Origin of the sequence: Streptomyces sp. XY006, from assembly GCF_002237655.1 — a bacterium.
GTDB lineage: Bacteria > Actinomycetota > Actinomycetes > Streptomycetales > Streptomycetaceae > Streptomyces > Streptomyces levis.
Genome location: NZ_NOKT01000031.1, coordinates 66,639 through 91,071, shown reverse-complemented (window position 1 = coordinate 91,071; position 24,433 = coordinate 66,639). Strand labels below are relative to the sequence as shown.

Here is a 24,433-nt window from a genome sequence, read left to right as displayed (position 1 = left end):
GTGGGAACCGGCCAAGGGGTACGGGGCGTTGCTCAAAGGGGACGAGCGAGCACTGGGGGTCGCCATGCCGGGTCCGCGTGAAGGCCGGTCGGCGAGCGACCGCGCGCTGGCCGCGGGCAAGCTGATGGTGGCCTGGATCGCCCTGCTGTGGCTGCTGGAAGTGGTCGACGTGGCGACGGGTCACGCGCTGGACCGCTTCGGCATCACCCCGCGCGAGCCGTCCGAGCTGACCGACGTCGTCCCGTCGGCCTTCGTCCACTTCGGCTTCGCGCACCTGATGTCCAACACGCTGCCGCTGCTGGTCCTCGGCTTCCTGGCGGCGCTCTCGGGGCTCCGGCGCTTCCTGCTCGTCTGCGCGCTGATCGTCCTCGTCGACGGTCTGGGCGTCTGGCTCATATCCCCGGCGCACACGAACACGGCGGGCGCGTCGGGCCTGATCTTCGGTCTCTTCGGCTTCCTCCTGGTCACCGGCTTCGTGGAGCGCCGCCCCTGGGGCATCCTGGCCGGCGTCCTGATCGCCGCGATCTGGGGCGGCTCGATCCTGTCGGGCCTGGCCCCGACCCAGACGGCCATCAGCTGGCAGGGCCACCTCCTGGGCCTCCTGGCGGGGGTGGCAGCGGCGTTCGTCTTCCGCCGCCGGGTGACGAGCCGAGCCCTCACCTGGGAGGAACGCCCCTAGCCACGGTCGCGCGCCTTGCGGTCGACCGGCAGGTGGGTGGTGGGGATGATCAGCTTGCCGAGCGGGGAGTCGAGGGTCAGTTCGTGACCGTACGGAAGGGTGTCGCGCCCGCGGTAGCCGTCGGGGCCGGGGTTCCACATGGTCACGAGGTGCCCTTGGAGCGGGTCGAGGACCAGGTAGTTGGCGATACCGCGGGAGGCGTACCAGCGAGGCTTCACCTCGTAGTCGCGGCGAATGCTCTCCGGGGACACCACTTCGGCCACGAGCTCGATCAGATCCGCCGGGTATGCACTGTGGTTCTCGTCCTCCGCCTCCGCCGGGATGACGGCGAGGTCGGGGCAGAACTCGTTGGCGTCGTCGAACGGAAAGGCGACGTCGCTCACCAGGGCCCACTCGGGAGGCAGCTGTCCCTCGACGATGTTCCACAGCCGCTGGATGGTCTTCCCGTGGAACGGCCTGACCGGGTTCATCACGATGCTGCCCTCGACAATCTCCGTCAGATAGCCGGGGAACATGTCCTCCAGCTTGCTGAGCTGCGAGTGCAGGCGGTCGATGTCCGAGACGGTCATGGCGGCCTCCTTGGGATCCTGCACCCGATGGTAGGCCGCACCGTAGTCACACGGTCAGACCTCGCACGAGGAGGTCCAGCAGGGCGCACACGAACAGGGCGATGCCGATGAAGCCGTTGACGCTGAAGAACGCCCTGTTCACGCGGGAGAGGTCGTGGGGGCGGACGATGGAGTGCTCGTAGAGGAACGCCGCCGCGACGATCAGCAGGCCCAGCCAGAAGAAGGCCCCCGCGTCCGTGGCCAGGGCGTACCAGACGAACAGGGCCGTCGTCAGGGCGTGGCAGACCCGCGCGCCCCAGATCGCCGCCGGGATGCCGAAGCGCGCCGGGACGGACCTGACGCCGATCTCGCGGTCGGTCTCCACGTCCTGGCAGGCGTAGATCAGGTCGAAGCCGCCGATCCAGATGCCGACGGCGAGGCCGAGGATGACCGCGTCCCAGGACCAGGAGCCGGTGATCGCCAGCCAGCCGCCGATGGGGCCCATCGCCTGGGCCAGGCCGAGGATGGCCTGCGGGAAGTTCGTGAACCGCTTGCCGTAGGGGTAGACCACCATCGGGATCACGGCGATGGGGGCCAGCGCCAGGCACAGCGGGTTCAGCAGGGCCGCCGCGCCCAGGAAGACCGCCAGGGCGATCAGCGCACCCGTCCAGGCGTGCTTCACCGACATCGCGCCGGTCACCAGCTCCCGCTGCGCCGTGCGCGGGTTCCGCGCGTCGATCTCCCGGTCGATGATCCGGTTGACCGCCATGGCGAACGTGCGCAGGCCGACCATGCAGACGGTGACCAGCAGCAGCTTGCCCCAGTGGATGTTCTTGTCCCACTGGTACATCGCCGTGAGCGCGGCGATGTACGCGAAGGGCAGCGCGAAGACCGAGTGCTCGATCATCACCAGCCGCAGGAAGGCCTTGGTGCGGCCCGGCTGCGGGATCGCGGCGGAAGCGGAACTCACAGGCCGTACTCCTTCCAGCGGCGGTCCACCTTCGCCGCCGTCTCCGGGTCCGACTCGACCATGTCGGGCCAGCCGCCGTCGCGCGTGTAGCCCTCCTCGGGCCACTTCTTCGTCGCGTCGATCCCGGCCTTGCCGCCCCAGAACTGCTGGTAGGAGGCGTGGTCCAGATGGTCGACGGGGCCTTCGACGATGCTCAGGTCCCGGGAGTAGTCCGTGTTGCCCAGCGCCCGCCAGGCCACCTCGTGCAGGTCGTGCACGTCGCAGTCGGAGTCGACGACCACGATCAGCTTGGTCAGCGACATCATGTGCGCGCCCCAGATGGCGTGCATGACCTTCTGCGCGTGCTTGGGGTACTTCTTGTCGATCGAGACGATCGCGCAGTTGTGGAAGCCGCCCGCCTCCGGCAGGTGGTAGTCCACGATGTCCGGCACGATGATCTTCAGCAGCGGCAGGAAGAAGCGTTCCGTCGCCCGGCCCAGCGGCCCGTCCTCCGTCGGCGGGCGGCCCACGACGATCGACTGCAGCAGCGGCCGCTTCCGCATCGTGATGCAGTCGATCTTCAGCGCCGGGAAGGGCTCCTGCGGCGTGTAGAAGCCGGTGTGGTCGCCGAACGGCCCCTCGGGCAGCATCTCGCCCGGCTCCAGCCAGCCCTCGATCACGACCTCCGCCTGCGCCGGCACCTGCAGCGGGACGGTCTTGCAGTCGACCATCTCGATCCGCTTGCCCGCGAGGAACCCGGCGAACAGGTACTCGTCGATGTCCCCGGGCAGCGGCGCGGTGGAGGCGTACGTCACGGCGGGCGGGCAGCCGAAGGCGATCGCGACCGGCAGCCGCTCACCGCGCCGGGCCGCCACCTGGTAGTGGTTCCGGCTGTCCTTGTGGATCTGCCAGTGCATCCCGATGGTGCGCTTGTCGTGCCGCTGGAGCCGGTACAGGCCCAGGTTGCGCACGCCGCTCTCCGGGTCCTTGGTGTGGGTGAGCCCCAGGTTGAAGAACGACCCGCCGTCCTTCGGCCAGGTGAACAGCGCCGGCAGCCGCTCCAGGTCCACGTCGTCCCCGGTCAGCACGACCTCCTGCACGGGGCCGTCCTTCACCTTCTTCGGCGGCACGTGCGTCATCGCGCCGAGCTTCCCGAAGGCCTCCCGCACGCCGACGAACCCGTGCGGCAGCTCGGGCTTGAGCAGCCCGCCGATCCGCTCGGAGATCTCCGCGTAGGACTTCAGGCCCAGGGCCTTCAGCAGCCGCCGGTCGGTGCCGAACACGTTCATCGCGAGGGGCATGCTCGACCCGCGCACGTTCTCGAAGAGCAGCGCCGGGCCGCCGGACTTCTGCACCCGGTCGACGATCTCCCCGACCTCCAGGTACGGGTCCACCTCGGCCTTGATGCGCTTGAGGTCGCCCTCGCGCTCCAGCGCCCTGAGCAGGGAGCGAAGATCGTCGTAAGCCATGGGGTCCAGTATCCCCGAGCGGCTACGCTGGCCTGGAACCACCCACCGCTTTGCTGAGAGGCCGCGCATGCTCCGGGTACTGATGTTCCTCGTGCCGCTGGCGCTGAGCGTGTACGCGTTCATCGACTGCATCAGCACCAAGGACGACGACATCCGCCACATGCCCAAGCCGCTGTGGGCGATCCTCGTGCTGCTGTTCCCGCTCGTCGGCTCGATCTCCTGGCTGATCGCCGGCAAGAAGCGCAGCCCGGCCGCCGAGGGCTGGTCCGGCGTCCGGGGCGGCCGCTCCCGGCAGCAGTGGGTGGCGCCGGACGACAACCCCGACTTCCTTAAGTCCCTCGACGACGACAAGAAGAAGGACGACGACCCCCGGCGCGACGAGTCCTGACCGGGCTTGTGAGAAACGGGTTGCCCTCCTGGCACGCATGGTCGTCAATGGTGTTCCCACAGTGACCGCGGTCACCTCGTGCTCACCGGCCTTCAGGGGGACTCCATGGAAACGCAGCAGCCACCCGGGCAGTGGGACGTCCCGCCCCCGCCCGCCACTCCGCCCCGCGCCCTGACCGACGTCGAACTCCGCGTCCACAAGCGCCTGTTATGGGTCGGCGGTGCCGCCTACCCGCTGCGGAACATCGCCCGGGTCTACACCTTCACGCTCCACCCCAAGCGCAAGGAGGCGGTCTTCCGCTTCCTGACCCGCGCCGGGATCACCCTCGCCGTGGCGATCGGCCTGTCGATCATCGGCGGCCTGACCTACCTCGCCGACGAGTCGGCGGCCGGCGGTCTGCTGGTCTTCGTGTGGATCTGCTCGATCGCGGCGCTGATCTACTTCTTCGTGGAGATGCTCTCCGTCGTGACGGCCCAGTCGCACTACGTCCTCGCCGTCGAGACGGCCGGCCCGTCCACCGCGATGGTCACCAGCCGGGACCCGCAGCACCTCGACCGGCTGGTGGGCTACGTCGCGGGCGCGCTGGAGAACCCCGACACCGAGTTCCAGGTGACGGTGGAGCGCCTCACGATCAACTCGCCGTCGAACTACCACTTCGGCGACAACGTCAACATGTACGGCGGCACCGGCAACGTGGGGATCGCGGCATGAGCGGCAACAACTACTACTACGGCGACAACGTCAATATGCACGGCGGCAGCGGCAACACGGGCATCGTGAAGCACGGCGCGACCGGCGAGCCGGACCCCGCGCTGCGGCTGGCCCTGGCCGAACTGCTCCAGGGCGTACGGGAGTTGCGCGAGCAGTTGCCGCAGCCCAGCGTGCAGCTCATCGACGAGTCCCTGCCGGTGCTGGCCGCGGACACGGCGCCGCCGCAGGAGCGGCACCGGGCGCTGATGGCCGTCGCGGCGATCGCGGCGGCCGTGGGGGCCGTGGGGCAGCCGGTCGCGGAGGCCGCGAACCGGATCCTGCAGATGCTGAGCGGGCAGTAGCTCAGAGCAGGGCGGACAGGAACGCGGACCAGGCGGACCGGGTCACGACCAGGACCGGTCCGTCAGGGTTCTTGCTGTCGCGGACGGGAACGGTTTCGTCGTAACCGGGGGCTATTTCGATGCAGTTGCCGCCGTTGGCGTCGCTGTAGCTGCTCTTGACCCAGGTGAGCTCGGTCCGGTCCATGATGCGCGTACCTCTCCATCGTCTCGCGGATCAGAGCGGCGGACTCGGGAGCTGACAGGGCGTCCGCCCTGAGCACATCATAGGTGCGGCTGTGCCGCGCGAAGAGGGTCGGATCGTCGTTGAAGTGGCCGCGATCCAGCGATTCCGAATAGACCCAGTCGTGCCCGTCAGGCAGCTTGATGAGGGACATGGATCCGCTGGGACGGAACAAGCCGAGGCGGCCGGCCGGTGCGACCTGGACGCGGATGTTGGGTCGCTTGCCGACGCTGAGCAAGTGGGCGCACTGGTCCCGCATCACGGCCGCGCTGCCGATCATGTTGCGCAGGCAGCTCTCGTCGAGGACGACGATGTAGAGCGGGCCCTCATCCGCAAGGAAGCGCTGCTGCCGACTCAGTCGAGCCCGCACGCGCTCCTCCACTTCCTCCCCGCTGACGAGCAAGGAGAACAACGCCCGGGCGTAGTCCGCCGTCTGCAACAAACCCGGCATGACACGCTCCTGGTACTCCCGGAGAGCGATGGCCTCCTCATCCATCTCGGCGCGTCGCCGGAACCAGTCGGGATGCTCCACCTGCGGGTACCAGTCGATCCTCGCCCACAGCCGCGCCAACACCCCACCCGTGGAGAGGAGTTCGTCGCACGCCTTGGCGAAGGACTCCTGCGGCACCCGCGTACCGGCCTCCACGCGGGCCACGTGGGAGCGGTCGCACGGGATCTGCCGCGCCAGAGCCTCCTGCGTGAGCAGCGCGGCCTCGCGGAAGTGCCGCAGCACCTCTCCGAACACGGCGGCCGTACTCGCCCCCGACTCCGCTGCGCCATTGCGTCGGCCCACGGCAGCCCCCTCCGTGACAGTGCACCGGTGTCACACGCCAAGCATTGAAGCGAGCCATTCCCGTGCGCAACGCTCGATACACCCAGAGTGACGGAGGTGCGCGAAATGGAACCGGGAACGCTCGTCTACGACCCGCAGACGAACAGGGTCGGCGAGTATCGGGACAGAACCGGCCCGTACGCGATGCTGCGCCCGGTCGGCGGCGGCCGGGAGTGGCAGGCGGACGCGGCGCGGATCCGGGAGGCGACCTTGGACGAACGGCTCAGCGCGGGCGTGCGCGCGGCCAACGACCGTTCCAGGGAGGGGCTGTCGGCTGATCCGAACCGGCCTCCGCTGCCGGTGCGGGGCTGCGCGGCGTGCGAGGAGCTGTCGCTCCGGCGGGACAGGGCACGGGCGGCGTTCGACGCGAGCGCCGTCACGGACACGAACGTCCTGCTGCGCAAGCACCAACGCGAGGAGCACGGCGGGGAGTCGGCGGGGCGCCGCGTCTTCCGGTACGTGCCGTACACGATCGTGCAGGACGCGTCCGCCCTGCCCGAGTACCAGGCGTACTGCGTCTCGGGCGAGGACGCGGACTGCGGGGCGAGTTCGGGGCCCTGCCGGGCGCCCGGCGAGGTGGAGGAGTGGCAGCGCAGGCACACCCAGGAGACCCGGCACCTGCGCTACCGCCGCAGCTTCGCCGACTACGCGGTGCTGGAACGGCAGGGCGGCTGAGGCCCCGGCCGGGTCTCAGGAGCCCCCGGTCAGTTTCCGCAGCTCGGTCGGGAGGTCCTCGACGGACTCCGCGACGACGAGGCGGTGGGTGCCGCCGTCGTCGGCCACCGCGACCGCGACCGCGGGGTCCACGCCCCGCACGGCGTATGCGGTCGTCGCGACCGGGCCCTCGCCGTCGTCGCCGTCGCCGGGCGTGTCGTCGCAGGCCGGGCGGGTCGCGGGGCCGAGTGAACGCCCCAGGGGCACGGTGGTCTCCTCCCTGCCGAGGTAGGTGCGGCCGTCGTACTCGACGACGTAGGCGCACGAGGGTGCGGGCTGCGCGCCGCCGTCCGGGGACGAGGGCGCGCAGCCCGCGCTCAGGGCGGCGGCGACGGCCGCCACCGCCGGGGCCCAGGCCAGCCGGCCCGCCTTCATCGGTACGCCTTCATCGGTACGTCTCCTTCTGGAGCCCTGCTCCGGTACGACGATCACGCGACGAAGACGGGCGGGGGCCCGGAAACGTTCAGTCGCCGGGTGCGCCCTGGGCCATCAGCTGTCCGCCGCCCGCGCCGCCCTCCGGGCCGAGGTCGATCAGCCAGTCGGAGGCCCGGATGACGTCGGTGTTGTGCTCGATGGTGACGACCGAGTGCCCGGCGTCGACGAGACGCTGGAGGACGTCGAGGAGGCGGGCGGTGTCGGCGGAGTGCAGGCCCGTCGTCGGTTCGTCGAGGAGGTACAGGGCGCGGCCGGTCGTGCGCCGGCCCAGTTCCCTGGCGAGTTTCAGGCGCTGGGCCTCGCCGCCGGAGAGGGTGGTGGCGGGCTGGCCGAGCGGGAGGTAGCCGAGGCCGACGTCGGCCATGCGGCGCAGCCGGGCGGCGACCGCCGGGACGTCCGCGAACACGGTCAGCGCCTCGTCCACCGTCGCCGCGAGCACCTCGGCGATGTCGTGTCCCTCGTGGCGGACGGTCAGCACCTCCGGCCGGAAGCGGCGGCCCTTGCACGTGGGGCAGCGCACCGCCACCGCGGGGAGGAAGTGCATCCGGACGGTGAGGACGCCCGCGCCCTCGCAGCGTTCGCAGCGGCCCCCGGGCACGTTGAAGGAGAAGTGCCCGGCGGTGAACGCCCCTCGGCTGCGGGCGGCGAAGACCTCGCGGATGGGGGTGAAGACGTCCGAGTAGGTCGCCGCGTTGGAGCGCGGGACACGGCTGATGGGCTCCTGGTCGATGAGGACGGCCTTGGACAGGTGCTCCCAGCCGTCGATGCCGTCGTGCTCGGCGGGCAGGTCGCCCGCCCGGTGGAAGTGGCGGCGGGCGGCCCGGCCGAGGATGTCCAGCAGCAGCGTCGACTTGCCGGAGCCGGACGGTCCGGTGAGCGTCACCAGGCGGCGCAGCGGGATCCGTACGGTGAGGTCCTTGAGGTTGTGGGCCCGGGCCCCGCGCACGACCAGGGCCGTGTCGCCGTCGCCGCGGGCGCGTGACCGGGGGGCGGGAAGCCGACCCGACAGGTACGCGCCGGTCACCGAGCCCTCGGTGCGGGCGACCTCCTCCGGCGTGCCGGCCGCGACGATCCGGCCGCCGTCCCGGCCCGCGCCCGGGCCGACGTCGACGACGTGGTCCGCGGCGCGCAGCACCTCCAGGTCGTGCTCGATGACCAGCACGGTGTTGCCGAGGTCGCGCAGGCGGCGCAGGACGCCGATCAGGCGGGCGGTGTCGGAGGGGTGCAGGCCGATGGTCGGCTCGTCGAGGACGTAGAGGACGCCGGTGAGTCCGGAGCCGAGCAGGGCGGCCAGCCGCAGCCGCTGCGTCTCCCCGGCGGAGAGGCTGGGCGTGGCCTGGCCGAGGGCGAGGTAGCCGACGCCGACGTCGACCAGGCGCCGGACCCGTTCCGCCAGGTCGGCGACGACCGGCTCGACGAGCAGCCACTCGTCCCCGCCGGAGCGCTCGCGCAGCCCGGCGAGCCAGGTGCCGAGGTCGGTCAGCGGGAGCTGCGCGGCCTCCACGATGGTCATGCCGTGCACGGTCACCGCCCGGCTCTCCGGCCGCAGCCGGGTGCCGCCGCAGTCCGTGCAGGGCCGGCGCACCAGGCCCTGTTGTTCGGCCCGTTCGCGGTAGTCGGGGTCGTCGGCGCGGTCCTCGTAGCGGCGCAGCAGGGCCGTCGCGACCCCTTCGAAACGGCCCGCCGAGACGGTCTTCGGCGGCTCGGTGCCGGGGAAGTGCCGCCGGAATCGGGGGCTTTCGACGCCGTGCAGGAGCAGGTCCCTTTGTGCGGCGCCGAGTTCGTCGACCGGCCGGTCCGGGGCGAAGGAGAGGCCGTAGTGGGCGGCGGCGGCGCGCAGCACCGGCAGGGCCCACGCGGTGTACTTGGCGTTCCAGCCCCGTACCGCCCCGTCGGCGACCGACCGGCCGCCGTCGACGAGGCGCTGCACGTCGGGCCGGATGACCTCGCCGAGGCCGGTGCAGGCCGGGCAGGCGCCCGCGGGCTTGTTGAACGAGAAGGAGCCCATGACGAGTTCGGGCACGAGCGTGCCGCAGTGCGGGCAGGGCCGCTGCTCGGCCTCGGCGTCCTCGTCGGGCTCGGTGCCGTCGGCGTACGAGGGCGGGATGCTCTGCCCGCAGCCCGGGCACGGCCGGACGCCGATGCGCGACCACAGCAGACGCAGGTAGGTGAAGACCTCGGTGACCGTGCCGACCGTGGAGCGGGGGCTGCGGTTGGTGTGGTGCTGGTCGACGCTGATCGACGGGGACAGGCCGGTGATCGAGTCGACGGCGGGCTTGCTGACGTAGCCGGTGACCATGCCCAGCGACTCCAGGTACTGCCGCTGGCCCTCCCGGTGGAGGGTGTCGAAGGCGAGGGTGGACTTGCCGGAGCCGGACAGACCGGTCATGACGACCAGCTTGTTCTTCGGCAGGGAGAGGGAGACGTTCTTCAGGTTGTTCAGCCGCGCACCGGTGACATGAATGCAGGAGTCCATTCCTTCAAGTGTTCCATTGAACTGCGGTGTTGAGACTTTCACTCACTGGAGGCCACTGCCCCTGCCGTAACCTTCAAATCGATGACGAAAGAGGAACGCCGCCTGCGCCCCGTCGACCTGGCCCGCCTGGCCGGTGTCTCGACGCAGCAGATCCGCAACTACGAGGACGCCGGCGTGGTTCCGCCGGCGGCGCGCACCGCGTCCGGCTACCGCGTCTTCGGGGACGTGCACCGCCGCGCACTCCTGGCGTACCGGGCGATGCTCCGGGGCTACGGCCCGGCGACGGCGACGGCGATCATGCGCGCGGTCCACGACGGGGACGTCCCGGGCGCGCTCGCCCTGGTCGACGCCGCGCACGCGGCGCTGCACGAGGAGCGGGTGTCCCTGCGGGCGGCGAGCGAGGCCCTGGAACTGCTGGCCCTGGAGCCCCCGGCCCCCCTCCCCCGCTCAGGCGGACTGCGCATCGGCGAGGTGGCCGCCCTGCTGGGCGTCCGCACGTCCGCCCTCCGCGTCTGGGAGGCCGCGGGCCTGCTCACCCCGTCCCGCGAACGCGCCACGGGCTACCGCACGTACGACCCGCCGGACGTCCGCGACGCCCGCCTGATCCACACCCTGCGCCGCAGCCACTACCTCTTCACCCAGATCAAGCCGATCCTGGACGGCCTGCGCCGCGAGGGCAGCACGGAGGCCCTTCGAGCAGCGATCGCCACCCGCACCGAAACCCTCACGGCCCGCACGCGGGGGATGATCAAGGGTGCGGGGGCACTGCACACCTACCTGGACGGGCCGGCCGGCTCCGGCTCGGCCTGAAGGGTGTCCGCGCTAAACCGGTGGGCGCCGCTCGTAGGACACGCGCTCCTCGTAGGGCCAGGGCTCCCCGGACAGGTCGTAGAGGTTGCCGCGCCGGACCACGCACAGGGCCCAGATGATGAAGCCCGAGAGCGCGATCATCACGACCGACCACACCGGGGAGTACGGCACGGAGAGGAAGTTGGCGATGATGACGAGTCCGGCGAGGGCGACGCCGGTCACACGCGCCCAGGTGGCGGTGCGGAGCAGCCCCATGCTGACGATCACGGCGACCGCGCCCAGAGCGAGGTGGATCCAGCCCCAGCCGGTGAGGTCGTACGCGAACACGTAGTTGCGCGTCGTGACGAAGATGTCGTCCTCGGCGACGGCCATGATGCCCCGGAAGATGTCGAGCAGGCCGACCAGGAAGAGCATCACGGCCGCGAAGGCCGTCAGACCGGAGGCCCATTCCTGCTTCGCCCTGTGCTCCGGCATGGTGTCTGTCGCGGTCATCGTGAGCCTCGATTCATGATGTGCGCGACGGTGGAGCCCGCGTGCGCTGCCTTCAGCATGAGCACGGCCGGGACCGGGTGCCTCTCCCGACGCGGGTGAGGTGTGAGCGGACGGGGTGACAGGGGCGATGCCTGTCACTCCAGCACCCTGGTCGGCGGCCCGTTCCTCGTGTTCACTCCGGTCGCGCCTACGGAACTGCTTCCGTTCCGCCTCTACCGGAGGGGCAGGCGGTCTGTGACCGCCGGATCGGGCTCGGTCTGTCCCAGGCGGAGCTGGCGGAGCGGGCCGGGATGACTCAGCCCCAGGTCTCCCACACCGCACGCCGCCCGAGCCGTCGACGGGAGGGCCCGGTCTCACGTCCGAGGGCGCCCGCGGGTGACCGCAGGTGCCCTCCGGGACCGCGGCTCAGGGCCAGACCAGGCAGTACGGCTGGTGTCCCGCCTCGTGCAGGCGGTGGCTGAAGTCCTGCCACTCATGCAGCGATTGGAAGAGGCGGGGTTGTGACCTGTGCATTCTCGGTGAAACGTGCGTTGACCTGCGGGAACTCGTCTCGGTAGTTCTCACGGGTCAACGCCGTTTCCCAGGCTCATGTGCCCTGGATGTGCCCTCCGGGGACGTGGCTGGGGAGGCGCGTTCAGGCCCAGCTTTCGCGCCTAGGGCGCCGTGATGAGGGCAGTGATGCGGAGAAGGATCCCAGTCGGGCAGTGTCCGCGAGGCGTCTTGAGCTGTTTGGTGGGTGTACCCGTACGCATACGGCTTGGATGAACGCGGGGCCGCTGCATGCGGTCGAATCCCAGTGAGGCAGGGTGGGGGCCATGGTGACCTTGGCGAGTTCCCTGACGGGCGGTTCTGTGCGGGAGGCTTCTCGCGCCTTGCTGGAGCCGGGCGGGCAGGCCCGAACTGTTTCTGTCTTCGGGACCGAGGCGCTGTGCTTCTACCGCCTGAACGAGGGCGAGCATGCGCGGCGCGAGGAAGTCTCCGCCGCCCGGGTGGATAAGCTGCCCGATCTTGAGTGCCTGCTGACACTCCCGGTGGGCGTTCCTGTTCCGCTGCAATCGCTGGACTCGCCGGCGCGGAGGGCGGTGCGAGGGCTGCCGTCGGGAGCGGTGGAGCGAGACCGGAAGACGGTCACCCGACGTGCCGTGCGGCCCCTGCAGGTGGATCTTGCTGTGGTTCGCGCTTCCGGGTGGCGCCAGGGCCTTGAGCGAGCGGGCCAATTTGCTCCCTTCTGCCGCCGGGCCATGCTCTTGGACCGTCTTCCAGCCCGACTGGATGAGGTCCTCGTCGAGGCCGACTTCTACGGCATCGGCGTGTTCGTCGCCTCTGGAGACGAGGTCGAGCTGGTACTGGAGCCGGAGGACTACAGGCCGCCCCGGCACACCGCTGCGGCCTGGTGGTTCGTCGAGGATGTGTATCAGCGCCTACGCTCGGCGGCGGCTGTCTGAGCCGGTGTCTTGGCGGTTTCGGGAGCGGTCAACGCCCATCGATCGAGCTGCGCCGGAGGCTTGAACGCCTTCGGCTGCCTGATGGACGTGTTGATCAGTTCGTACTGATCGAGAGCTTTACGGCAGCGGTCGAACCACCACTGCTGGCGTGCTGTGCCGGGCTTGACCGAAGTCAGGGCACGCAGCCACTCCATGAGGACCGCGACGTTGTGTGCCGCCGCTGCGGCAGGAAGCTCGCCGCGGTTGCTTGTGAAGGCGTCCAGTGCGAGCTTGCCGACACAGGCCGAGCAGAAGCAGACCGGAGCTTCGGCGCCACCGTAACGCTTGGCGATCGTCTCACCCAGGAAGAAGGCCATCAGGTCGGGGAAGAGAACGTGCGGTGACTGGACGGGGATGCTCTTGTTGGTCTGCGCTTTTTCGCCGGGGGCGACGACGTGCCGGTAGCGGCTGCTGGCGCCGAAGGCTGTGAAGGCGGCACCGAAGGCCAGCGCGCCGAATGCCGCGAGATCCGTGCGTAGCAGGGCAGCCCCGGGGACTTCCTCGATGACCTGCTTGAGATGGCTTACGGCCTTGGCGTAACGCGCCAGGGGGTCCATCTGTCCGCCCAGCATGATGGCCTTCGGCCCCTTGACCATCCGCAGGTAGGCGATGAGCTGGCGGGTCGATTCCTCGTCGCGTAGCCAGGAGACATCCACCGGAGCGGCGAAGATCACCTCTGGGTCGTCGAGTTCCAGGACACGGGTCACGGCGGCCCGGAGGGCATCGGAGTCCTCGGCCCTGATGTAGCCGGTGGGGGTCATGGGGAGCGTTGCTCCGGCGTCCCGCTGCTCCGCCAGAGACAGTTCCAGGGGATCGTCGAGGAAGAGCGTGGGCTCGACGTCGTAGGGGAAGGGGTTCTCCTCGGTCGCGGCGCTGACCTCGTACACCGCTGGGTCGGTCAGGAGTGGAGCGGCGTAGCCCTCCCTGTATCGCAGGGTGCCGGCCTTCTTCACGGCGTCGGTGCCACACAGGATGAGCCCACTGCGTACCGGGTCGACCTGCCCCTGGACGTAGCCGAGCCGGGCGGCGCTGACCTGGATCAGCATGCGGCCCTGCAGACCGTTCAGGCTGTCCGGCCGGTCTGGCGCACCCACAGCGTCGGGAGGCTCGGTCAGATCGGAGCGCGGACGAGGCAGCGGGGCGGAACGGTCGGTCATGGTCACCTTCGGAAGGCAGGGAATGATGATGAACCGGCGCCCTCGACGTACAGGCGCTGGAAGTCTTCAGGAAGCAGGTGCGCGCAGGCAGCCGCATCCTCCAGAGTCATCTGGCGGTCGGTCAGCAAGGTGTTGACAAGGGCAACGAGGCGCTGCGGCTGCTCAGGGAGGACATCAACAGGCTCTGCGGTCCGGTAGCCGAGCGCTGACATCTCGATCATCAGGGTGCGGTACTGCCACTCGCTGACGGCGTTGAGCGTTTGGGCACGGCGCAGCAGCGCGCTCATGGAGACACCCCAAACCCGCTTCAGCTCCATCAGCTTGGCCAGATCGACGCCGCCGGAGAACGCCTGCCGGATATCGGAGGCAGGCATCAAGAACTCGGCAGCGAAGGCGTCGGCCTGCTTCTCCTGCGTGGACCCTGTGCCCGGCTCGTCATGCATCACCAGGTGACCCAGCTCGTGCGCGATGCTGAAGCGACGTCGGTCGCCCGGTGCCCGGGTGTTGACCAGGAGCAGAGGACGCCCGCCCGCTTCCCACTGGCTTACGGCGTCCAACAGGTCGCTGTCCAGGTCGCGGGTGATCACCAGTGCGCCGGCATTCTCCAGCACCGCGACCATGTCGGGTACCGGACCGGGGGCCACGCTCCACTCCCTGCGGACTCGCCGGGCAGCGTCCTTCGGGGTGGTGAGGTCATCCAGTGGGACCCTGAAGAAGCGATGTGAGACTGGCGGCAATGCCGCTGCGGACGCCAGGCCGTTCAGCTGAATCCGTGAGAGCGCCACATGGGCGTGCACGCGTCGCAGAGCGGAGGCAGTCAGAGCTGCTTTCTTGCGGTGGTGGACCAGGCCCACCCCGATGCCGCTGACCTGCGGATCCAGGCACAGCAACTCAGGAGGGTAGCCAAGCGCGGCAGCGTACAGCTCAAGACGCTCATGTGTGACGACGAGACGACCAGCCTCGGCTCGGCTTACGTAGCCCTGGGAAACCGGCGTGGCGCCGCCTGGCGACGCCTTGGTCATAGCCGCGGCGACCTCAGCCTGCGTCAGCCCGCGGGACTCGCGCGCCAGCACGAGCATCCCGGGCTGCGCCTGCAGCTCAGTGATCGCCATACACGACACCACCTCGTATCAGACCTCAAAACAGTAGCACAAAATATTCCGTGACTGATTCGGCGTCATATCATGAAAGTAGCGCTGCAAGTGAGGGCCACTCTCTGAACAGTTGATTGTGGGCGCAGCAGCGTTCAGGCAGTGGCAGGGCGCGGTTCGCCGTGGAAGACCTGTCGGGCGTGCCAGTCGCAGTGAACTGCGGCAACAGGGCGAGCACCCGGCTGGGGGCCGATGAGTGGGCGGCCCGCGAGGGCTATGACGTGGTCGCGGGCGGCGGGGCTGTGGCCAACGAAGCGTTGTGACACCAGGATGCGTTGGTCGTCTCCCAGGCCGAGGACGCCCTTGTCGAAGAGCTTGTGGTGCAGCGAGCACAGGCACAGCCCGTTCTCGATCTCGTCGGGGCCTCCGAATGCCCACCAGCGCACGTGGGCGGCCTCCAGCCCGACGGGCACCGCGCCGATCCTGCCGTCGTATCCGCAGAAGGCGCACCGGTACTCGTAGGCGGTCAGCACCAGCTCCCGCATCCTCCGGTCCCGCTGCCTGCGTACGGCCGAGAGCTGCTCGGCCTCCGCCGGCTCCAGCTCCAGGCCGACGGCTTCGCACAGTTCCGCGTGCAGGGAGGGTGGGAAGTGCAGGTCGAGCAGCAATCGCGCCATTCTGCCGAGCAGGTCCGGTTCGCGTCGCAGCGCCGCTCTCAAGGCCGGCGCTAGCTGTCCGGTGGCGCCCGTCTCGCGGAGGTCCCGTACCCCGCTTCCAGGGCTTCCCGGTCCGCGATCGGTGCGGACTTCCCATACGCCGTCGCTGGCCAGGTGGTGGAAGGGGTAGGCGGGTGTCGTCTTGTTGGGTGGGCCGTACTCGGTCAGCAGGCGCTGCAAGTCCTGTTCCACCGCGGTGTATTGCAGGCCGCTGTCGGCATCATCCTGGAACCGGCCGAGGGCGTACAGGAGCAGCAGCGGCTTGTGCGGTGCGCGGGTACCGCTCCTGGTCCACTGCCTCAGCTTCGCTATCCGCTCCAGCCAGTCCATGGCGGCTGATCGTAGACGGGCCTGCCCGCACACGTGTGGACACTGCTCAGGACGGCTGCATGCCTGAGAACAGGACGCGGGCGTGGTGCGGTTCGGGGGCGATGAAGGCCCCGTGAGCCGTGATATTGAGCCCGAGGCAGGCAGGCTTCGTGCGGTGTCGGTCTGAATCGGTCAGATCCGTTCACAGCGCCAACAGGCTATCTCCACAAGACATAAGATGATGCGCCTGGGTTGGCTGTTGCCCAGGTCGATGTCTGGGGCGAGGCGCCCCTGGTGGCTTGCGTCTGCCCCGAGGCGCTAGGGAACGGAGCGGCTGAGAACGGTGCACCTGCACAGCTTCACCGTGTGCGGATTCCGATCCCTCAAGGACGTCCGTGACATTCCGGTCAGCACACCTACCATCCTCGCCGGCCAGAACGACGGCGGTAAGAGCGCGGTGCTTGCCGCGCTGGCGTTCCTTGTGGGCAATGAGCAGTTGACCGAGGACGATCGTACGTACGAGCTCGACGCTTCGGATGGCGTGGACGTCGATGACTCGGCGCCTCTCCTGCGGTGTTCGACCACATGGGTTGAGGGGCAGTTCACCCTTGACTCTTGGGAGTTGGAAACGTTCGGCTTCCCGACCGAGGAGTTGCGCGTACGGCGGGGCGCTGTCAACGGTGAGGACCCCGTCCTTGAGTGCTGGGCGCCGCTCGCGGACGACGAACGACTGCGTGACCCTTCCAAGCTGTCCCTCAACGAGGTGAGGGCCCTCGCCAAGCAGTTGCTTCCTGAGCTGTCGTCCATAAGGCGCGGCGACATCGAGCCAGCCCTATGCAGGTACGGCATGGCTCACGCCTCAACGTCGGGCTGGGTTCCTGCTCCGAGGGAGATGGAGCGCCGCATGCCCCGGCTGATGCCGTTCGACGGGAAGTCGGCCGATCCCGACGCTGCGGTGAAGACCGCGCTGATGGGCCGCTACCAGGCCCATATGGCGGACCCCACGCTTGAGGGCCAGTTGCAGTCGATCGAGGCCGGGATCAAGGAGCGACTTCAGGACGACGCCCGGTCTCTGTGCGAGCACATTCAGAGCCGTTGCGACGACCTCACAGACGTTGATGTCGAGCCTGTGGTCTCGTTCACTCACGGTTTCCGGGGTGCGCCGCTGCGAATCGCCCGTACGAAGGGCGAGACCGTGGGCCTGGATCGTTCCGGCCTAGGTAGCGCACGACGTATCTCCCTGGCGATCTGGGAGTGGAACAGCCAACTGCTCACGCGCGAGGAGTTCGCCGACGTCGACTCCTCAGCTGACCCTGAGGCCGCCGAAGATGTCCCGCCTCCGGTGCAGACGATTGTGATCTACGACGAGCCGGACACACACCTCGACTACGGGCACCAGCGCAAGATCATGCAGCTCATCCGTGACCAGAGCGCGCTGCCCCATGTGAACGTAATCGTCGCCACCCACTCCATGAACCTCATCGACGGTGTCGACATCGCCGACGTCGTGCATCTGCGACTGGAGCGCGGACGGACGGTGATCGAGCGGCTGGGGGCCGACACCCACGACGGCATCGACGTGCACCTGGGGCGCATGGCCGCGGCGGTCGGTCTTCGAAACTCCGTTCTACTGCATGAGCGTTGCTTTCTGGCTGTCGAGGGTGACACCGAACAGCGGGTGATCCCCATGCTGTTCCGACTGTCGGAGGGCCAGTCTCTCCAGTCGGCCGGCATCGCCTTGTGGGCGTGCTTCAACAATGAGGGGGCCCTGCACCTCGCTCACTATCTGGTCGCGCATGGTCGCTCCGTGATGCTCATGGTGGACGCCGACAGCCGCACCTTGCCCAAGGGGCTCTTCAAGGAAGCCCGACTCCAGCAGTTCTTCGGCAGTGCTTTCAGCGACGTTGTCCGTTTCGTGGGCGAGCCGGACGCCTTCAATGAGCTTGAGGAACTGTTCCCGGACGATCTGTGGGCCGCGACCGCCAACGAACTCTGGCCGAAGGGCGGCGAGCCGTGGACCAAGGACGACTTCACCGCTCAGCGCGGCAAGAAGTTCAGTAAGGAAGTGCTGAACATGCTCCGCAATGACAGCACGAGCGGGCCCAGCGGCAAACCCGACATGATGTTCGGGCTGGTGAGCACGCTCACCAGCCCTGATGAGGTGCCCGCACAGCTGCGGGAGATCTTCGGCGAGATCAGAAAGCTGGCCGCAGGGTAAGAGCGCGCAGCGCTGACCTGGTCTCACTGGTACCGCTGCGGCGCCGCCGCCGTGCGAGCATGCGTTCCTTGCGTTGTTCCAATGTCGGCGGTTCCCACTTGTGCCACCCCACCGGAGGCTTCCAGCGCTGCGCATGCTCCCGCGCCTCAAGCCCACACCATCGGCAACCGTTCGGAGCAGGTATGCGCTGGTCAGAGCCATTTTGCTGGTCAGTCATGAGTCTCCCTCCCCCACATCCAGAGTCTTCCCTATGGCACTGACATCACCCCTATCTGAAGAGCGGTGCATTCCACGCTAAAGCGGACGCAATGGGTGGGCCACCGGAGCCGATTCGGTTAACTCCGTCGCATTGGCAGCGCTCGTTCGGTCTCAGCTGCAACGCACTGTGTGTCCACTTACCTTCGGACACCGGCGATGACCGCTGTCCGAGTAAGGTCAGCCGTCTAGCAGGCGGGTGGGCAGCGTTGCGCTCAACACCGGGTGGTGGACGTCGGATGGGGCTGGGCCCCTTTTTGAAACATCAATTGAAGGCGAGTTCGCGGAAGGTGTTGCGAACCTCAGTCAATGGCCCACGATCCCTTGTGTAGTAAAGCTTGTTGGTCAGGAGCACCGCCCAGCGGTCCTTGGTGGGGGAGATCCACATGCCCGTGCCGGTGAAGCCGTAGTGGACCCAGACGTCCTCCTCGGTGGTGGTACCGGGAGCTGGGTGCCAGAACAGGCCGCGAGCGGGCTGGAGCTGCCCCGTCTCGATGGCCAGGGACCTGTTGATCCACTCGATGCCGAAGCCAGCCCGGAGCTGTGACGCTGCGGGGGCGAGCATGTACTGGAGGAAGGTGGCGAGGTCGTCGAGGACGGTGAAGACGCCGGCAATGCCGCAGACGCCGCCCAGGAGGCGGGCCGAGAAGTCGTGGGCGACTCCCTTGAGGTGGGTGTCGGTGTCCTGGTCGAGTTCGGTGGGGGCGCAGCGGGCGGCGAGGTCGGCGGGCAGGGGGCCGAAGCGGGTGCCGGTCATGCCCAGGGGGTGCCAGGTGCGGGCGGTGGCCAGCTGGTCCAAGGGGCGGCCGGAGAGGTGTTCGGCGAGGTAGCCGAGGATGAGGGCGGCCCGGTCGGTGTACTCGACGGCTTCTCCGGGTGTCCGATGGAGTTGTTCTTGGAGGACGCCTCGGCGGATCTCGTGGGGGTCGGTGCCGTAGAGGTTCTTCAGCTGCGCCCGCAGTGGGACGCCGGCGGTGTGCGTCAGCAGCTGCCGGGCGGTGACGGCTCCGAGTGGGTGCCCGGTGACCTCCTGCCAGAAGCTGCCGAGCGGCTGGTCGAGGTCGAGGGTGCCGTCCTCCCACAGGGCCCCGATGGAGGACCAGACGGCCAGGATCTTGGTGAGGCTGGCGGCGTCGAAGACGGTGTCGGTGCGCATCGGCACCTCCGGCTCGTCGGGGTCGAGGACGCCGGTGGTGCCGTGGGCGAGGGTGCCGGTGGCATCGCCGACGGCCCACACGGCGCCCGGGTACACCTTGTCGCGGACTCCCTCGTCGAGGAGGGCTTCGATGCGGTCGCGGTCGTACGTCATGGTCTCCCTCTTCGCCGGGGTGTCCCGTCGGTCAGCGTAGTGACGTTCGCGGAGCGGTTCGGGTAGTGACGTGTCGGGTCGTCTGGCGGTCGGTTCAAGTGAGCTGTCGGCCGAGGTCGGTCAGCAACCGTGCGGTCGCCGAGAGGGGATAGCGTGCCGCGTTTGCATAGCCCGCCTGTCGCAGGGCAGTCAGCAGCCCAGGTGTCTTTCTCAGCCGGTCGAGGTCGCGCGCGAGTGCGGCGGAGTGGGTGAAGTCGGTGGCCATGCCGGAAGCGGCGAGGGCTTGGTTGAGGCCGGGGACGGGCTGGTAGAGGACGGGTAGCCCGCATGCCTGGGCTTCCAGCGCGACCAGTCCCATGGCCTCCAAGGTGGTGGACGGCACGACGAGCACGTCGTGTTCGGTGAAGGCTTTCCACAGCTGTGGGCGGCGGAGCCAGCCGAGGTAGCGGACTCGTACGCCGGCTCGTTGCAGTAGCGGGGCCAGTGCGTGGAACTGGGCTTTGGGCGCTGCGACGCTCAGCTCGACGCCGGGCACGGGAGCCAGGCTCTTGATCAGGGCCTCGGCACCCTTTTCGGCGGTCAGGCGTCCTGCGTACAGGAGCCGCAGGTGGCTGGTGGAGGTGCGTGCTGGCCGGGCGGGCGGGGCGGTAAGCAGGTGGTCGGGGATGCCCCAGGGGATGTGGGTGATCTTGCGGCGTTCGATCTGCGGGGCGAGCTTGAGGAGGCGGTCGGCCATCGCGTTGGTGGGGACCACGATGGAGTCGGCGGCCCTGGCTGTCTCGCGCAGCACTTGGAGCTGGTCTCGGTGGGTCTCGGCGAAGAGCAGGTCCGTGCCGTGGACGAGGGCGATCCGGGGGTGTGCGGGTAGGGCGCGGATGAGGGCTGGGGTGGCGCCGAACGCGAGGTGCTGCAAGTGGAGGACGTCGATCCGTGTGGGATCGAGCGTGGCTGTAAGCGCTCTGCGCAGGGTGGTGACGTAGCGGCTGAAGGCTGTTCCTTCCAGGCATTTGCCTGCTGCGGGGAGCAGGTTGAGGCCGGCGGGTGGACGGGGAGCGTGACCAGGTGGTGCGAGCATGAAGGCGCGGGCCGGGATGAGGGGTTGCTCGCCGGTGTAGAGGTCGAGGAAGAGTTCGACGCTGCCGCCAGGGCTTCCGACGGGGAGATCCAGGAAGGTGGCGGCCATCGGGCCGGTGGCCGAGCTGGCGTTCACCGCGCTCCTCCGTCGATCTCCTCGTAGAGGCGCGAGATGTCGATGCCTTCCGTGGACGCGTACTTGGCGGGCTGCTGCTGGTAGCTGGCCGGGGCGCCGAAGGTGGTGAGGAAGACGAGCTTGCCGAAGGTCATGCCTGGATACACGCGCACCGGTCGGACGGCGCGGATCTCCAGCGTCCAGCGGATCGCGTGGCCCTGGTGCCCAAGCGGAGCCGACACGTGGACCCAGATGCCCAGGGAGCCGGTGGTGCGGTCGCCGTTGAGCATCTGCGCGTACGTCTCCGAACCAGTCCGCTCCAGTGTGATGCCCAGGTACAGCAGGCCAGGGCGCAGCACCAGGCCGACGTCGGGGATGGCCTGCTCGGTGAAGGTGGTGGGCATTGCAGCGTCGAGGTCGCCGTCGCAGACGCGGATGGTGTTGCCGAGGCGCCAGTCGTAGGCGTTGGGGGAGACGCGGCTGGGCTCGTACGGGTCGATGGTGATCTCGCCGGCCTCGACGGCGGCGGCGATGGCGGGCCCGGTGAGAATCACGATGCCACCACCTGGAGCCGGGCGAGGTCTCGCCAGTAGGCGGAGGGCTGCGGTCCTGCGGCGGCCTGGTACTTGCCCCGGTAGAGGTCGATGGCGCCGGTGGAGAGGAAGAACATGATCTGCCCGATCTTCATGCCGGCGTACACGCGCAGCGGTCGGATCGGGGTGAGCATGAGCGTCCACTGGCCGTGGAAGCCGATGTCGCCGATGGGGGCGGTGATCTCGACAAACAGGCCGAGACGTCCGACGGAGGAGCGGCCGAACAGCAGCGGCACGAACGTGTCGGAGCCGACCTCTTCGAGGGTGTGGCCGAGGTAGAGCTCGCCCGGCTGGAGGATGTGCCCGTCCGGGCCGATGTTGGATTCGCGGGTGGGGTTGGGCCGGTGGGCGTCCAAGACAGGGCCTGTGTAGGTGATCAGGGTGGGCCCCAGACGCACGTTGTAGCTGTTGGGATTGACCTGGTCGGCGGCGAAGGGGGTGATGCGGAGGCGGCCGTCGTGAGCGGCTGCGGTGATCTCCGGGCCGGTGAGGATCATTAACGGCCTCCTTCCGCGGTGTCGGGAGCGGTGAGGACGTGCTGGACAGCCTGGTCCAGACGCAGGCCGGCCTCGTGCGTGCGCTCGCCGAGGTAGGTGTCGGCGAGGTAGTCGGTGGTCAGCACGGTGGTGACGGCATCCGGCAAGGGATCGGGGGCGGTGACGAGCGGGCCGGTCTGGGTGGTCAGCTGTGACAGCCAGCCGGGGAGGTCGCTGCGTGCCAGCTCAGGTACTTGGGCGTGCACCAGCTGGTTGCCGAACGGTTCGATGGAGAGCAGGTGGCCCTGGGTGACGGTGTCGCCGAGGGGTACGGCGCGTAGTGCCGTCTCGTTGAGGATGACCGCGTCTGCCCCGAGTGCCGTACGCAGGCGGGCGGCGAGGTCCAGGAGCACGTTGCGCCGGTCGAGGGGCTGGTGGCGGTAGGTCGGACTGATGGCGCCGAGGACGGCGGCCAGCTGCTGTCCGACGTCCTCGATGCGTGAGCGCAGGCCCGCAAGCTCCGCAGGGACGAAGCTCGGGACCTGATCCGGGAAGGATGTAGTGCCCGCGCCCCATCCCGCGCCCACGGGCGTGGCGATCGCATAGCCTTCGGCGAGCTCCCGCCCCTTGACGACCAGGGTGCCGTCGACTCGGACGGGCCCGTACTGATCGCTGTGGCAGTGCCCGGCGAAGACCACGTCGAGGAACGGACAAGCCGCCGCGAGTTTCCGGTCCTCGTCGAAGCCGGAGTGGCTGAGCAGAACCCAGCTGTCCACCTCGTGAACGTGGGCGAGAATCACCTCGCGCAGGGCCTGGAGGGGATCGGTGACGCAGTGGCCGGCTCGTTGGGCGGCCGGGATCGAGTGGAAGGCTTGTTGACCGATTACGGCGGTTACGCCGACGCGCCGTCCATCGATGTCGGCCATGTGCAGGCGGCTGAAGAGAGCGTCGCCAGTGTTGGCATCGACGGCGTTGGCGCAGACAGTGCGCCGGTGAAGGTCGGGGTCGAAGTGGTGGGGCCAGCCATGGTTGCCAGGGGCCAGCACGTCGTACAGCCCGAGCAGGATCTCCCGCTCGATCGCGCCGCGACCGAGGCGGTAGTACCCACTGCCTTCGAAGAAGTCGCCGCAGTCCACGATGAGCGAGGTCGGGCGTAGCGCGTGGAGGTGGGTCAGGAAGGGCGCGGCGTTGTCGAAAGCGGAATGGACGTCGGTCGTGGCGACGATCTGGCGCAGGTTCCGACCGTCGGTGGTCATGGGGTGACCTCGCAGATGTCGGCGCCCAGGATGCGCAGCTTGCCGGACAGGTCGGCGTGGCCGCGGCGCAGCTGGTCGAGGCCGCCGATGGTGGTGACGCCTCGGGCGGTGAGACCGACAACCATGAGGGCGGAACCGGTACGGATGTCGGTTGCTTCGACGCCCGCGCCCGTCAGCTGCTGGGGCCCGGTCAGACGGCATTCGGTGGGAGAGATCTCCTCGATCTCGGCGCCCAGGCGGGACAGCTGAGGCAGCAGGTTGCCGTGGCGGCCGGGATTGATGGCGTCGGCGAACAGATGCGTGCCGGGCAGTCCGAGGGCGAGTGCCATGAGCGGTGGTTCGAAGTCGGCGTCGAGGCCCGCCGGGCTCAGGGAAGCGATGGCCCGCAGGGGACGACCAGTGGGTACTGCCTCCTGGGCGCGGACAGTGAGGCCATCCGATGCTGCGTCTGCGGGGATGCCGAGCTGATGAAGGGCAGCCACGAACGGGCCTACGTCCTTGCCCTGCACGCCGTCGATACGGGCAGTACCGCGCGTCGCGGCGATCGCGCAGGCCAGCGTGGCTGCCTCGATCTTGTCTCCGGGCACTGCCCAGGCAGCGGGAGCAGTCGGTGACGAGGAGGGCGGCGAGAGAGTGAGTACATGTTCGCCGGCCCGTGTCTCCCAGCCCACCGAACTCAGGACGTCGAGCACGCTCAGGACTTCGGGTGAGAGGTTGGGTTGGCCCAGCCGTAAGGGGCGGCCGGTTGTGAGGGCGCGCAGTATCGCGGCCACGGTCGCACCGCGAGAGCGGAAGGGCAGTGCGATGGAGACGGTGCCCGTGTGAGAGCTGAGGGCTTCGATGCCGTACCCGGAGCTGTCCTGCCGGCTCCGGTCGCCGAACGCCTCGTACACCTTGAAGTGCAGCTCCATCCCGCGCGCACCGATCCGGCAGCCACCCGGCCAAGGCAGCCGCGCCTGGCCGTAACGCGCGAGCAGGGCGGGGACGAGGTAGTACGAGGCGCGGATGTGGGCTGCCTGCGCCAGATCGGGCAGTCGTTGAGATGCCTCCGTCGGCAGGATCACGTAAGTGGCTGGTTCGCCGACGGGCTGCGTGACATGCCAACCCGCCTGGTGCAGCAGAGTGAGCATGATCTGGACGTCCGTGCTGTCCGGGACGTTGCTCAATCGGCCCGGGCGACCGAGGGCCGCCGCGGCGGCCAGGAGCGGCAGAGCGGCGTTCTTGGAGCCGTCGACGCTCACGGTGCCGGCGAGCGGCGGCCCGGGGCGTACGGCGATCACCTCGGCGGCCACGCCGGGGGCGTGGGTGGTCGTCAT

At 69.1% G+C, this 24,433-nt stretch carries 25 protein-coding genes and 1 pseudogene; 9 read left to right on the top strand and 17 right to left on the bottom strand.

The window, feature by feature from the left end; all coding sequences use genetic code 11:
* Positions 1–64: 64 nt before the first annotated feature.
* On the top strand, positions 65–679 hold the full coding sequence (locus CHR28_RS30245) for a rhomboid family intramembrane serine protease (protein WP_094056890.1): 615 nt from the start codon (positions 65–67) through the stop codon (positions 677–679).
* Here CHR28_RS30245 and CHR28_RS30240 read toward each other — a convergent pair.
* The 3 genes from CHR28_RS30240 to CHR28_RS30230 are packed head-to-tail and all read right to left on the bottom strand — an operon-like array spanning position 676 to position 3,645.
* A complete protein-coding gene (locus CHR28_RS30240; RefSeq protein ID WP_094056889.1) occupies positions 676–1,248 on the bottom strand; it encodes a Uma2 family endonuclease in 573 nt (190 codons plus the stop codon). The genes CHR28_RS30245 and CHR28_RS30240 overlap by 4 nt on opposite strands.
* Positions 1,249–1,294: 46 nt before the next feature.
* On the bottom strand, positions 1,295–2,197 hold the full coding sequence (gene mqnP, locus CHR28_RS30235; protein ID WP_094056888.1) for a menaquinone biosynthesis prenyltransferase MqnP: 903 nt from the start codon (positions 2,195–2,197) through the stop codon (positions 1,295–1,297).
* On the bottom strand, positions 2,194–3,645 hold the full coding sequence (locus tag CHR28_RS30230) for a menaquinone biosynthesis decarboxylase (protein ID WP_094056887.1): 1,452 nt from the start codon (positions 3,643–3,645) through the stop codon (positions 2,194–2,196). Before CHR28_RS30230 ends, mqnP begins: the two co-directional genes overlap by 4 nt.
* Positions 3,646–3,712: 67 nt before the next feature.
* Here CHR28_RS30230 and CHR28_RS30225 point away from each other — a divergent pair, with 67 nt between their 5' ends.
* The 3 genes from CHR28_RS30225 (at position 3,713) to CHR28_RS30215 (ending at position 5,085) form a co-directional block, all read left to right on the top strand.
* Positions 3,713–4,033: a PLD nuclease N-terminal domain-containing protein gene (locus tag CHR28_RS30225; protein ID WP_094056886.1), complete on the top strand. Its 321-nt coding sequence runs from the start codon at positions 3,713–3,715 to the stop codon at positions 4,031–4,033.
* Between the two features lie 105 nt (positions 4,034–4,138).
* A complete protein-coding gene (locus CHR28_RS30220; protein ID WP_094056885.1) occupies positions 4,139–4,744 on the top strand; it encodes a DUF6232 family protein in 606 nt (201 codons plus the stop codon).
* Positions 4,741–5,085: a hypothetical protein gene (locus CHR28_RS30215; protein WP_094056884.1), complete on the top strand. Its 345-nt coding sequence runs from the start codon at positions 4,741–4,743 to the stop codon at positions 5,083–5,085. The genes CHR28_RS30220 and CHR28_RS30215 overlap by 4 nt, the downstream gene beginning before the upstream one ends.
* Position 5,086: 1 nt before the next feature.
* Here CHR28_RS30215 and CHR28_RS38595 read toward each other — a convergent pair whose 3' ends face one another.
* Both CHR28_RS38595 and CHR28_RS30205 read right to left on the bottom strand, forming a co-directional pair.
* On the bottom strand, positions 5,087–5,200 hold the full coding sequence (locus tag CHR28_RS38595) for a DUF397 domain-containing protein (RefSeq protein ID WP_256984495.1): 114 nt from the start codon (positions 5,198–5,200) through the stop codon (positions 5,087–5,089).
* The gene (locus CHR28_RS30205) at positions 5,148–6,098 is read right to left on the bottom strand and encodes a helix-turn-helix domain-containing protein (RefSeq protein ID WP_179272605.1); all 951 of its coding nucleotides are present in this window, start codon (positions 6,096–6,098) and stop codon (positions 5,148–5,150) included. The genes CHR28_RS38595 and CHR28_RS30205 overlap by 53 nt, the downstream gene beginning before the upstream one ends.
* Positions 6,099–6,203: 105 nt before the next feature.
* Between CHR28_RS30205 and CHR28_RS38860 the strand changes: the two genes are divergently transcribed.
* Entirely contained in the window at positions 6,204–6,812 is a 609-nt protein-coding gene (locus CHR28_RS38860) for a DUF7848 domain-containing protein (RefSeq protein WP_094056882.1), read from the top strand.
* A gap of 15 nt (positions 6,813–6,827) precedes the next feature.
* Here CHR28_RS38860 and CHR28_RS30195 read toward each other — a convergent pair whose 3' ends face one another.
* Positions 6,828–7,226: a DUF6281 family protein gene (locus CHR28_RS30195; protein ID WP_094056881.1), complete on the bottom strand. Its 399-nt coding sequence runs from the start codon at positions 7,224–7,226 to the stop codon at positions 6,828–6,830.
* Positions 7,227–7,314: 88 nt separating this feature from the next.
* Positions 7,315–9,762 (bottom strand): excinuclease ABC subunit UvrA, encoded by a 2,448-nt coding sequence (gene uvrA, locus CHR28_RS30190; protein ID WP_094056880.1) that lies wholly within the window; start codon positions 9,760–9,762, stop codon positions 7,315–7,317.
* Between the two features lie 81 nt (positions 9,763–9,843).
* On the opposite strand from uvrA, the gene CHR28_RS30185 reads away from it, so the two are divergent.
* Positions 9,844–10,572 carry a MerR family transcriptional regulator gene (locus CHR28_RS30185; RefSeq protein ID WP_094056879.1) on the top strand — a complete coding sequence of 243 codons (729 nt, stop codon included), beginning with the start codon at positions 9,844–9,846 and terminating at the stop codon, positions 10,570–10,572.
* A 12-nt stretch (positions 10,573–10,584) separates the two neighbouring features.
* Here CHR28_RS30185 and CHR28_RS30180 read toward each other — a convergent pair whose 3' ends face one another.
* Complete coding sequence (locus tag CHR28_RS30180) at positions 10,585–11,064, bottom strand: DUF7144 family membrane protein (protein ID WP_094056878.1); 480 nt, start codon at positions 11,062–11,064, stop codon at positions 10,585–10,587.
* A gap of 221 nt (positions 11,065–11,285) precedes the next feature.
* On the opposite strand from CHR28_RS30180, the pseudogene CHR28_RS39035 reads away from it, so the two are divergent.
* Both CHR28_RS39035 and CHR28_RS30165 read left to right on the top strand, forming a co-directional pair.
* Positions 11,286–11,435, top strand: a pseudogene (locus CHR28_RS39035) (helix-turn-helix domain-containing protein); the annotation flags it as partial.
* Positions 11,436–11,879: 444 nt separating this feature from the next.
* The gene (locus tag CHR28_RS30165; protein WP_143655927.1) at positions 11,880–12,509 is read left to right on the top strand and encodes a hypothetical protein; all 630 of its coding nucleotides are present in this window, start codon (positions 11,880–11,882) and stop codon (positions 12,507–12,509) included.
* Here CHR28_RS30165 and CHR28_RS30160 read toward each other — a convergent pair.
* The 3 genes from CHR28_RS30160 to CHR28_RS30150 form a co-directional block, all read right to left on the bottom strand.
* A complete protein-coding gene (locus tag CHR28_RS30160; RefSeq protein ID WP_094056876.1) occupies positions 12,479–13,705 on the bottom strand; it encodes a hypothetical protein in 1,227 nt (408 codons plus the stop codon). The two genes, CHR28_RS30165 and CHR28_RS30160, sit on opposite strands and share 31 nt — an antisense overlap.
* Positions 13,706–13,707: 2 nt before the next feature.
* The gene (locus tag CHR28_RS30155) at positions 13,708–14,817 is read right to left on the bottom strand and encodes an ImmA/IrrE family metallo-endopeptidase (protein ID WP_094056875.1); all 1,110 of its coding nucleotides are present in this window, start codon (positions 14,815–14,817) and stop codon (positions 13,708–13,710) included.
* 134 nt (positions 14,818–14,951) lie between these two features.
* On the bottom strand, positions 14,952–15,842 hold the full coding sequence (locus CHR28_RS30150) for a phosphorothioated DNA-binding restriction endonuclease (RefSeq protein ID WP_094056874.1): 891 nt from the start codon (positions 15,840–15,842) through the stop codon (positions 14,952–14,954).
* A 322-nt stretch (positions 15,843–16,164) separates the two neighbouring features.
* Between CHR28_RS30150 and CHR28_RS30145 the strand changes: the two genes are divergently transcribed.
* Positions 16,165–18,039, top strand: coding sequence for an ATP-dependent nuclease (locus CHR28_RS30145; RefSeq protein ID WP_094056873.1), 1,875 nt, complete (start codon positions 16,165–16,167; stop codon positions 18,037–18,039).
* A gap of 520 nt (positions 18,040–18,559) precedes the next feature.
* Here CHR28_RS30145 and CHR28_RS30135 read toward each other — a convergent pair.
* The 6 genes from CHR28_RS30135 to CHR28_RS30110 form a co-directional block, all read right to left on the bottom strand.
* The gene (locus tag CHR28_RS30135) at positions 18,560–19,603 is read right to left on the bottom strand and encodes a serine hydrolase domain-containing protein (RefSeq protein WP_094056871.1); all 1,044 of its coding nucleotides are present in this window, start codon (positions 19,601–19,603) and stop codon (positions 18,560–18,562) included.
* Between the two features lie 94 nt (positions 19,604–19,697).
* The gene (locus CHR28_RS30130) at positions 19,698–20,786 is read right to left on the bottom strand and encodes a glycosyltransferase family 4 protein (RefSeq protein WP_094056910.1); all 1,089 of its coding nucleotides are present in this window, start codon (positions 20,784–20,786) and stop codon (positions 19,698–19,700) included.
* Positions 20,787–20,809: 23 nt separating this feature from the next.
* Positions 20,810–21,346 carry a dCTP deaminase gene (locus CHR28_RS30125; protein ID WP_094056870.1) on the bottom strand — a complete coding sequence of 179 codons (537 nt, stop codon included), beginning with the start codon at positions 21,344–21,346 and terminating at the stop codon, positions 20,810–20,812.
* A complete protein-coding gene (dcd, locus tag CHR28_RS30120; protein WP_094056869.1) occupies positions 21,343–21,882 on the bottom strand; it encodes a dCTP deaminase in 540 nt (179 codons plus the stop codon). The genes CHR28_RS30125 and dcd overlap by 4 nt, the downstream gene beginning before the upstream one ends.
* Positions 21,882–23,117: a phosphatase gene (locus CHR28_RS30115; protein ID WP_094056868.1), complete on the bottom strand. Its 1,236-nt coding sequence runs from the start codon at positions 23,115–23,117 to the stop codon at positions 21,882–21,884. Before CHR28_RS30115 ends, dcd begins: the two co-directional genes overlap by 1 nt.
* Positions 23,114–24,433 (bottom strand): UDP-N-acetylglucosamine 1-carboxyvinyltransferase, encoded by a 1,320-nt coding sequence (locus CHR28_RS30110; protein ID WP_179272606.1) that lies wholly within the window; start codon positions 24,431–24,433, stop codon positions 23,114–23,116. The genes CHR28_RS30115 and CHR28_RS30110 overlap by 4 nt, the downstream gene beginning before the upstream one ends.

Coding starts and splice junctions, on each gene's coding strand:
- CHR28_RS30245 (WP_094056890.1), top strand. CDS start 65: ATGCCGGGTCCGCGTGAAGGCCGGTCGGCGAGCGACCGCGCGCTGGCC.
- CHR28_RS30240 (WP_094056889.1), bottom strand. CDS start 1,248: ATGACCGTCTCGGACATCGACCGCCTGCACTCGCAGCTCAGCAAGCTG.
- CHR28_RS30230 (WP_094056887.1), bottom strand. CDS start 3,645: ATGGCTTACGACGATCTTCGCTCCCTGCTCAGGGCGCTGGAGCGCGAG.
- CHR28_RS30225 (WP_094056886.1), top strand. CDS start 3,713: ATGCTCCGGGTACTGATGTTCCTCGTGCCGCTGGCGCTGAGCGTGTAC.
- CHR28_RS30220 (WP_094056885.1), top strand. CDS start 4,139: ATGGAAACGCAGCAGCCACCCGGGCAGTGGGACGTCCCGCCCCCGCCC.
- CHR28_RS30215 (WP_094056884.1), top strand. CDS start 4,741: ATGAGCGGCAACAACTACTACTACGGCGACAACGTCAATATGCACGGC.
- CHR28_RS38860 (WP_094056882.1), top strand. CDS start 6,204: ATGGAACCGGGAACGCTCGTCTACGACCCGCAGACGAACAGGGTCGGC.
- CHR28_RS30195 (WP_094056881.1), bottom strand. CDS start 7,226: ATGAAGGCGGGCCGGCTGGCCTGGGCCCCGGCGGTGGCGGCCGTCGCC.
- uvrA (WP_094056880.1), bottom strand. CDS start 9,762: ATGGACTCCTGCATTCATGTCACCGGTGCGCGGCTGAACAACCTGAAG.
- CHR28_RS30185 (WP_094056879.1), top strand. CDS start 9,844: ATGACGAAAGAGGAACGCCGCCTGCGCCCCGTCGACCTGGCCCGCCTG.
- CHR28_RS30180 (WP_094056878.1), bottom strand. CDS start 11,064: ATGACCGCGACAGACACCATGCCGGAGCACAGGGCGAAGCAGGAATGG.
- CHR28_RS30165 (WP_143655927.1), top strand. CDS start 11,880: ATGGTGACCTTGGCGAGTTCCCTGACGGGCGGTTCTGTGCGGGAGGCT.
- CHR28_RS30160 (WP_094056876.1), bottom strand. CDS start 13,705: ATGACCGACCGTTCCGCCCCGCTGCCTCGTCCGCGCTCCGATCTGACC.
- CHR28_RS30155 (WP_094056875.1), bottom strand. CDS start 14,817: ATGGCGATCACTGAGCTGCAGGCGCAGCCCGGGATGCTCGTGCTGGCG.
- CHR28_RS30150 (WP_094056874.1), bottom strand. CDS start 15,842: ATGGACTGGCTGGAGCGGATAGCGAAGCTGAGGCAGTGGACCAGGAGC.
- CHR28_RS30135 (WP_094056871.1), bottom strand. CDS start 19,603: ATGACGTACGACCGCGACCGCATCGAAGCCCTCCTCGACGAGGGAGTC.
- CHR28_RS30130 (WP_094056910.1), bottom strand. CDS start 20,786: ATGGCCGCCACCTTCCTGGATCTCCCCGTCGGAAGCCCTGGCGGCAGC.
- dcd (WP_094056869.1), bottom strand. CDS start 21,882: ATGATCCTCACCGGCCCGGAGATCACCGCAGCCGCTCACGACGGCCGC.
- CHR28_RS30115 (WP_094056868.1), bottom strand. CDS start 23,117: ATGACCACCGACGGTCGGAACCTGCGCCAGATCGTCGCCACGACCGAC.
- CHR28_RS30110 (WP_179272606.1), bottom strand. CDS start 24,433: ATGACGACCACCCACGCCCCCGGCGTGGCCGCCGAGGTGATCGCCGTA.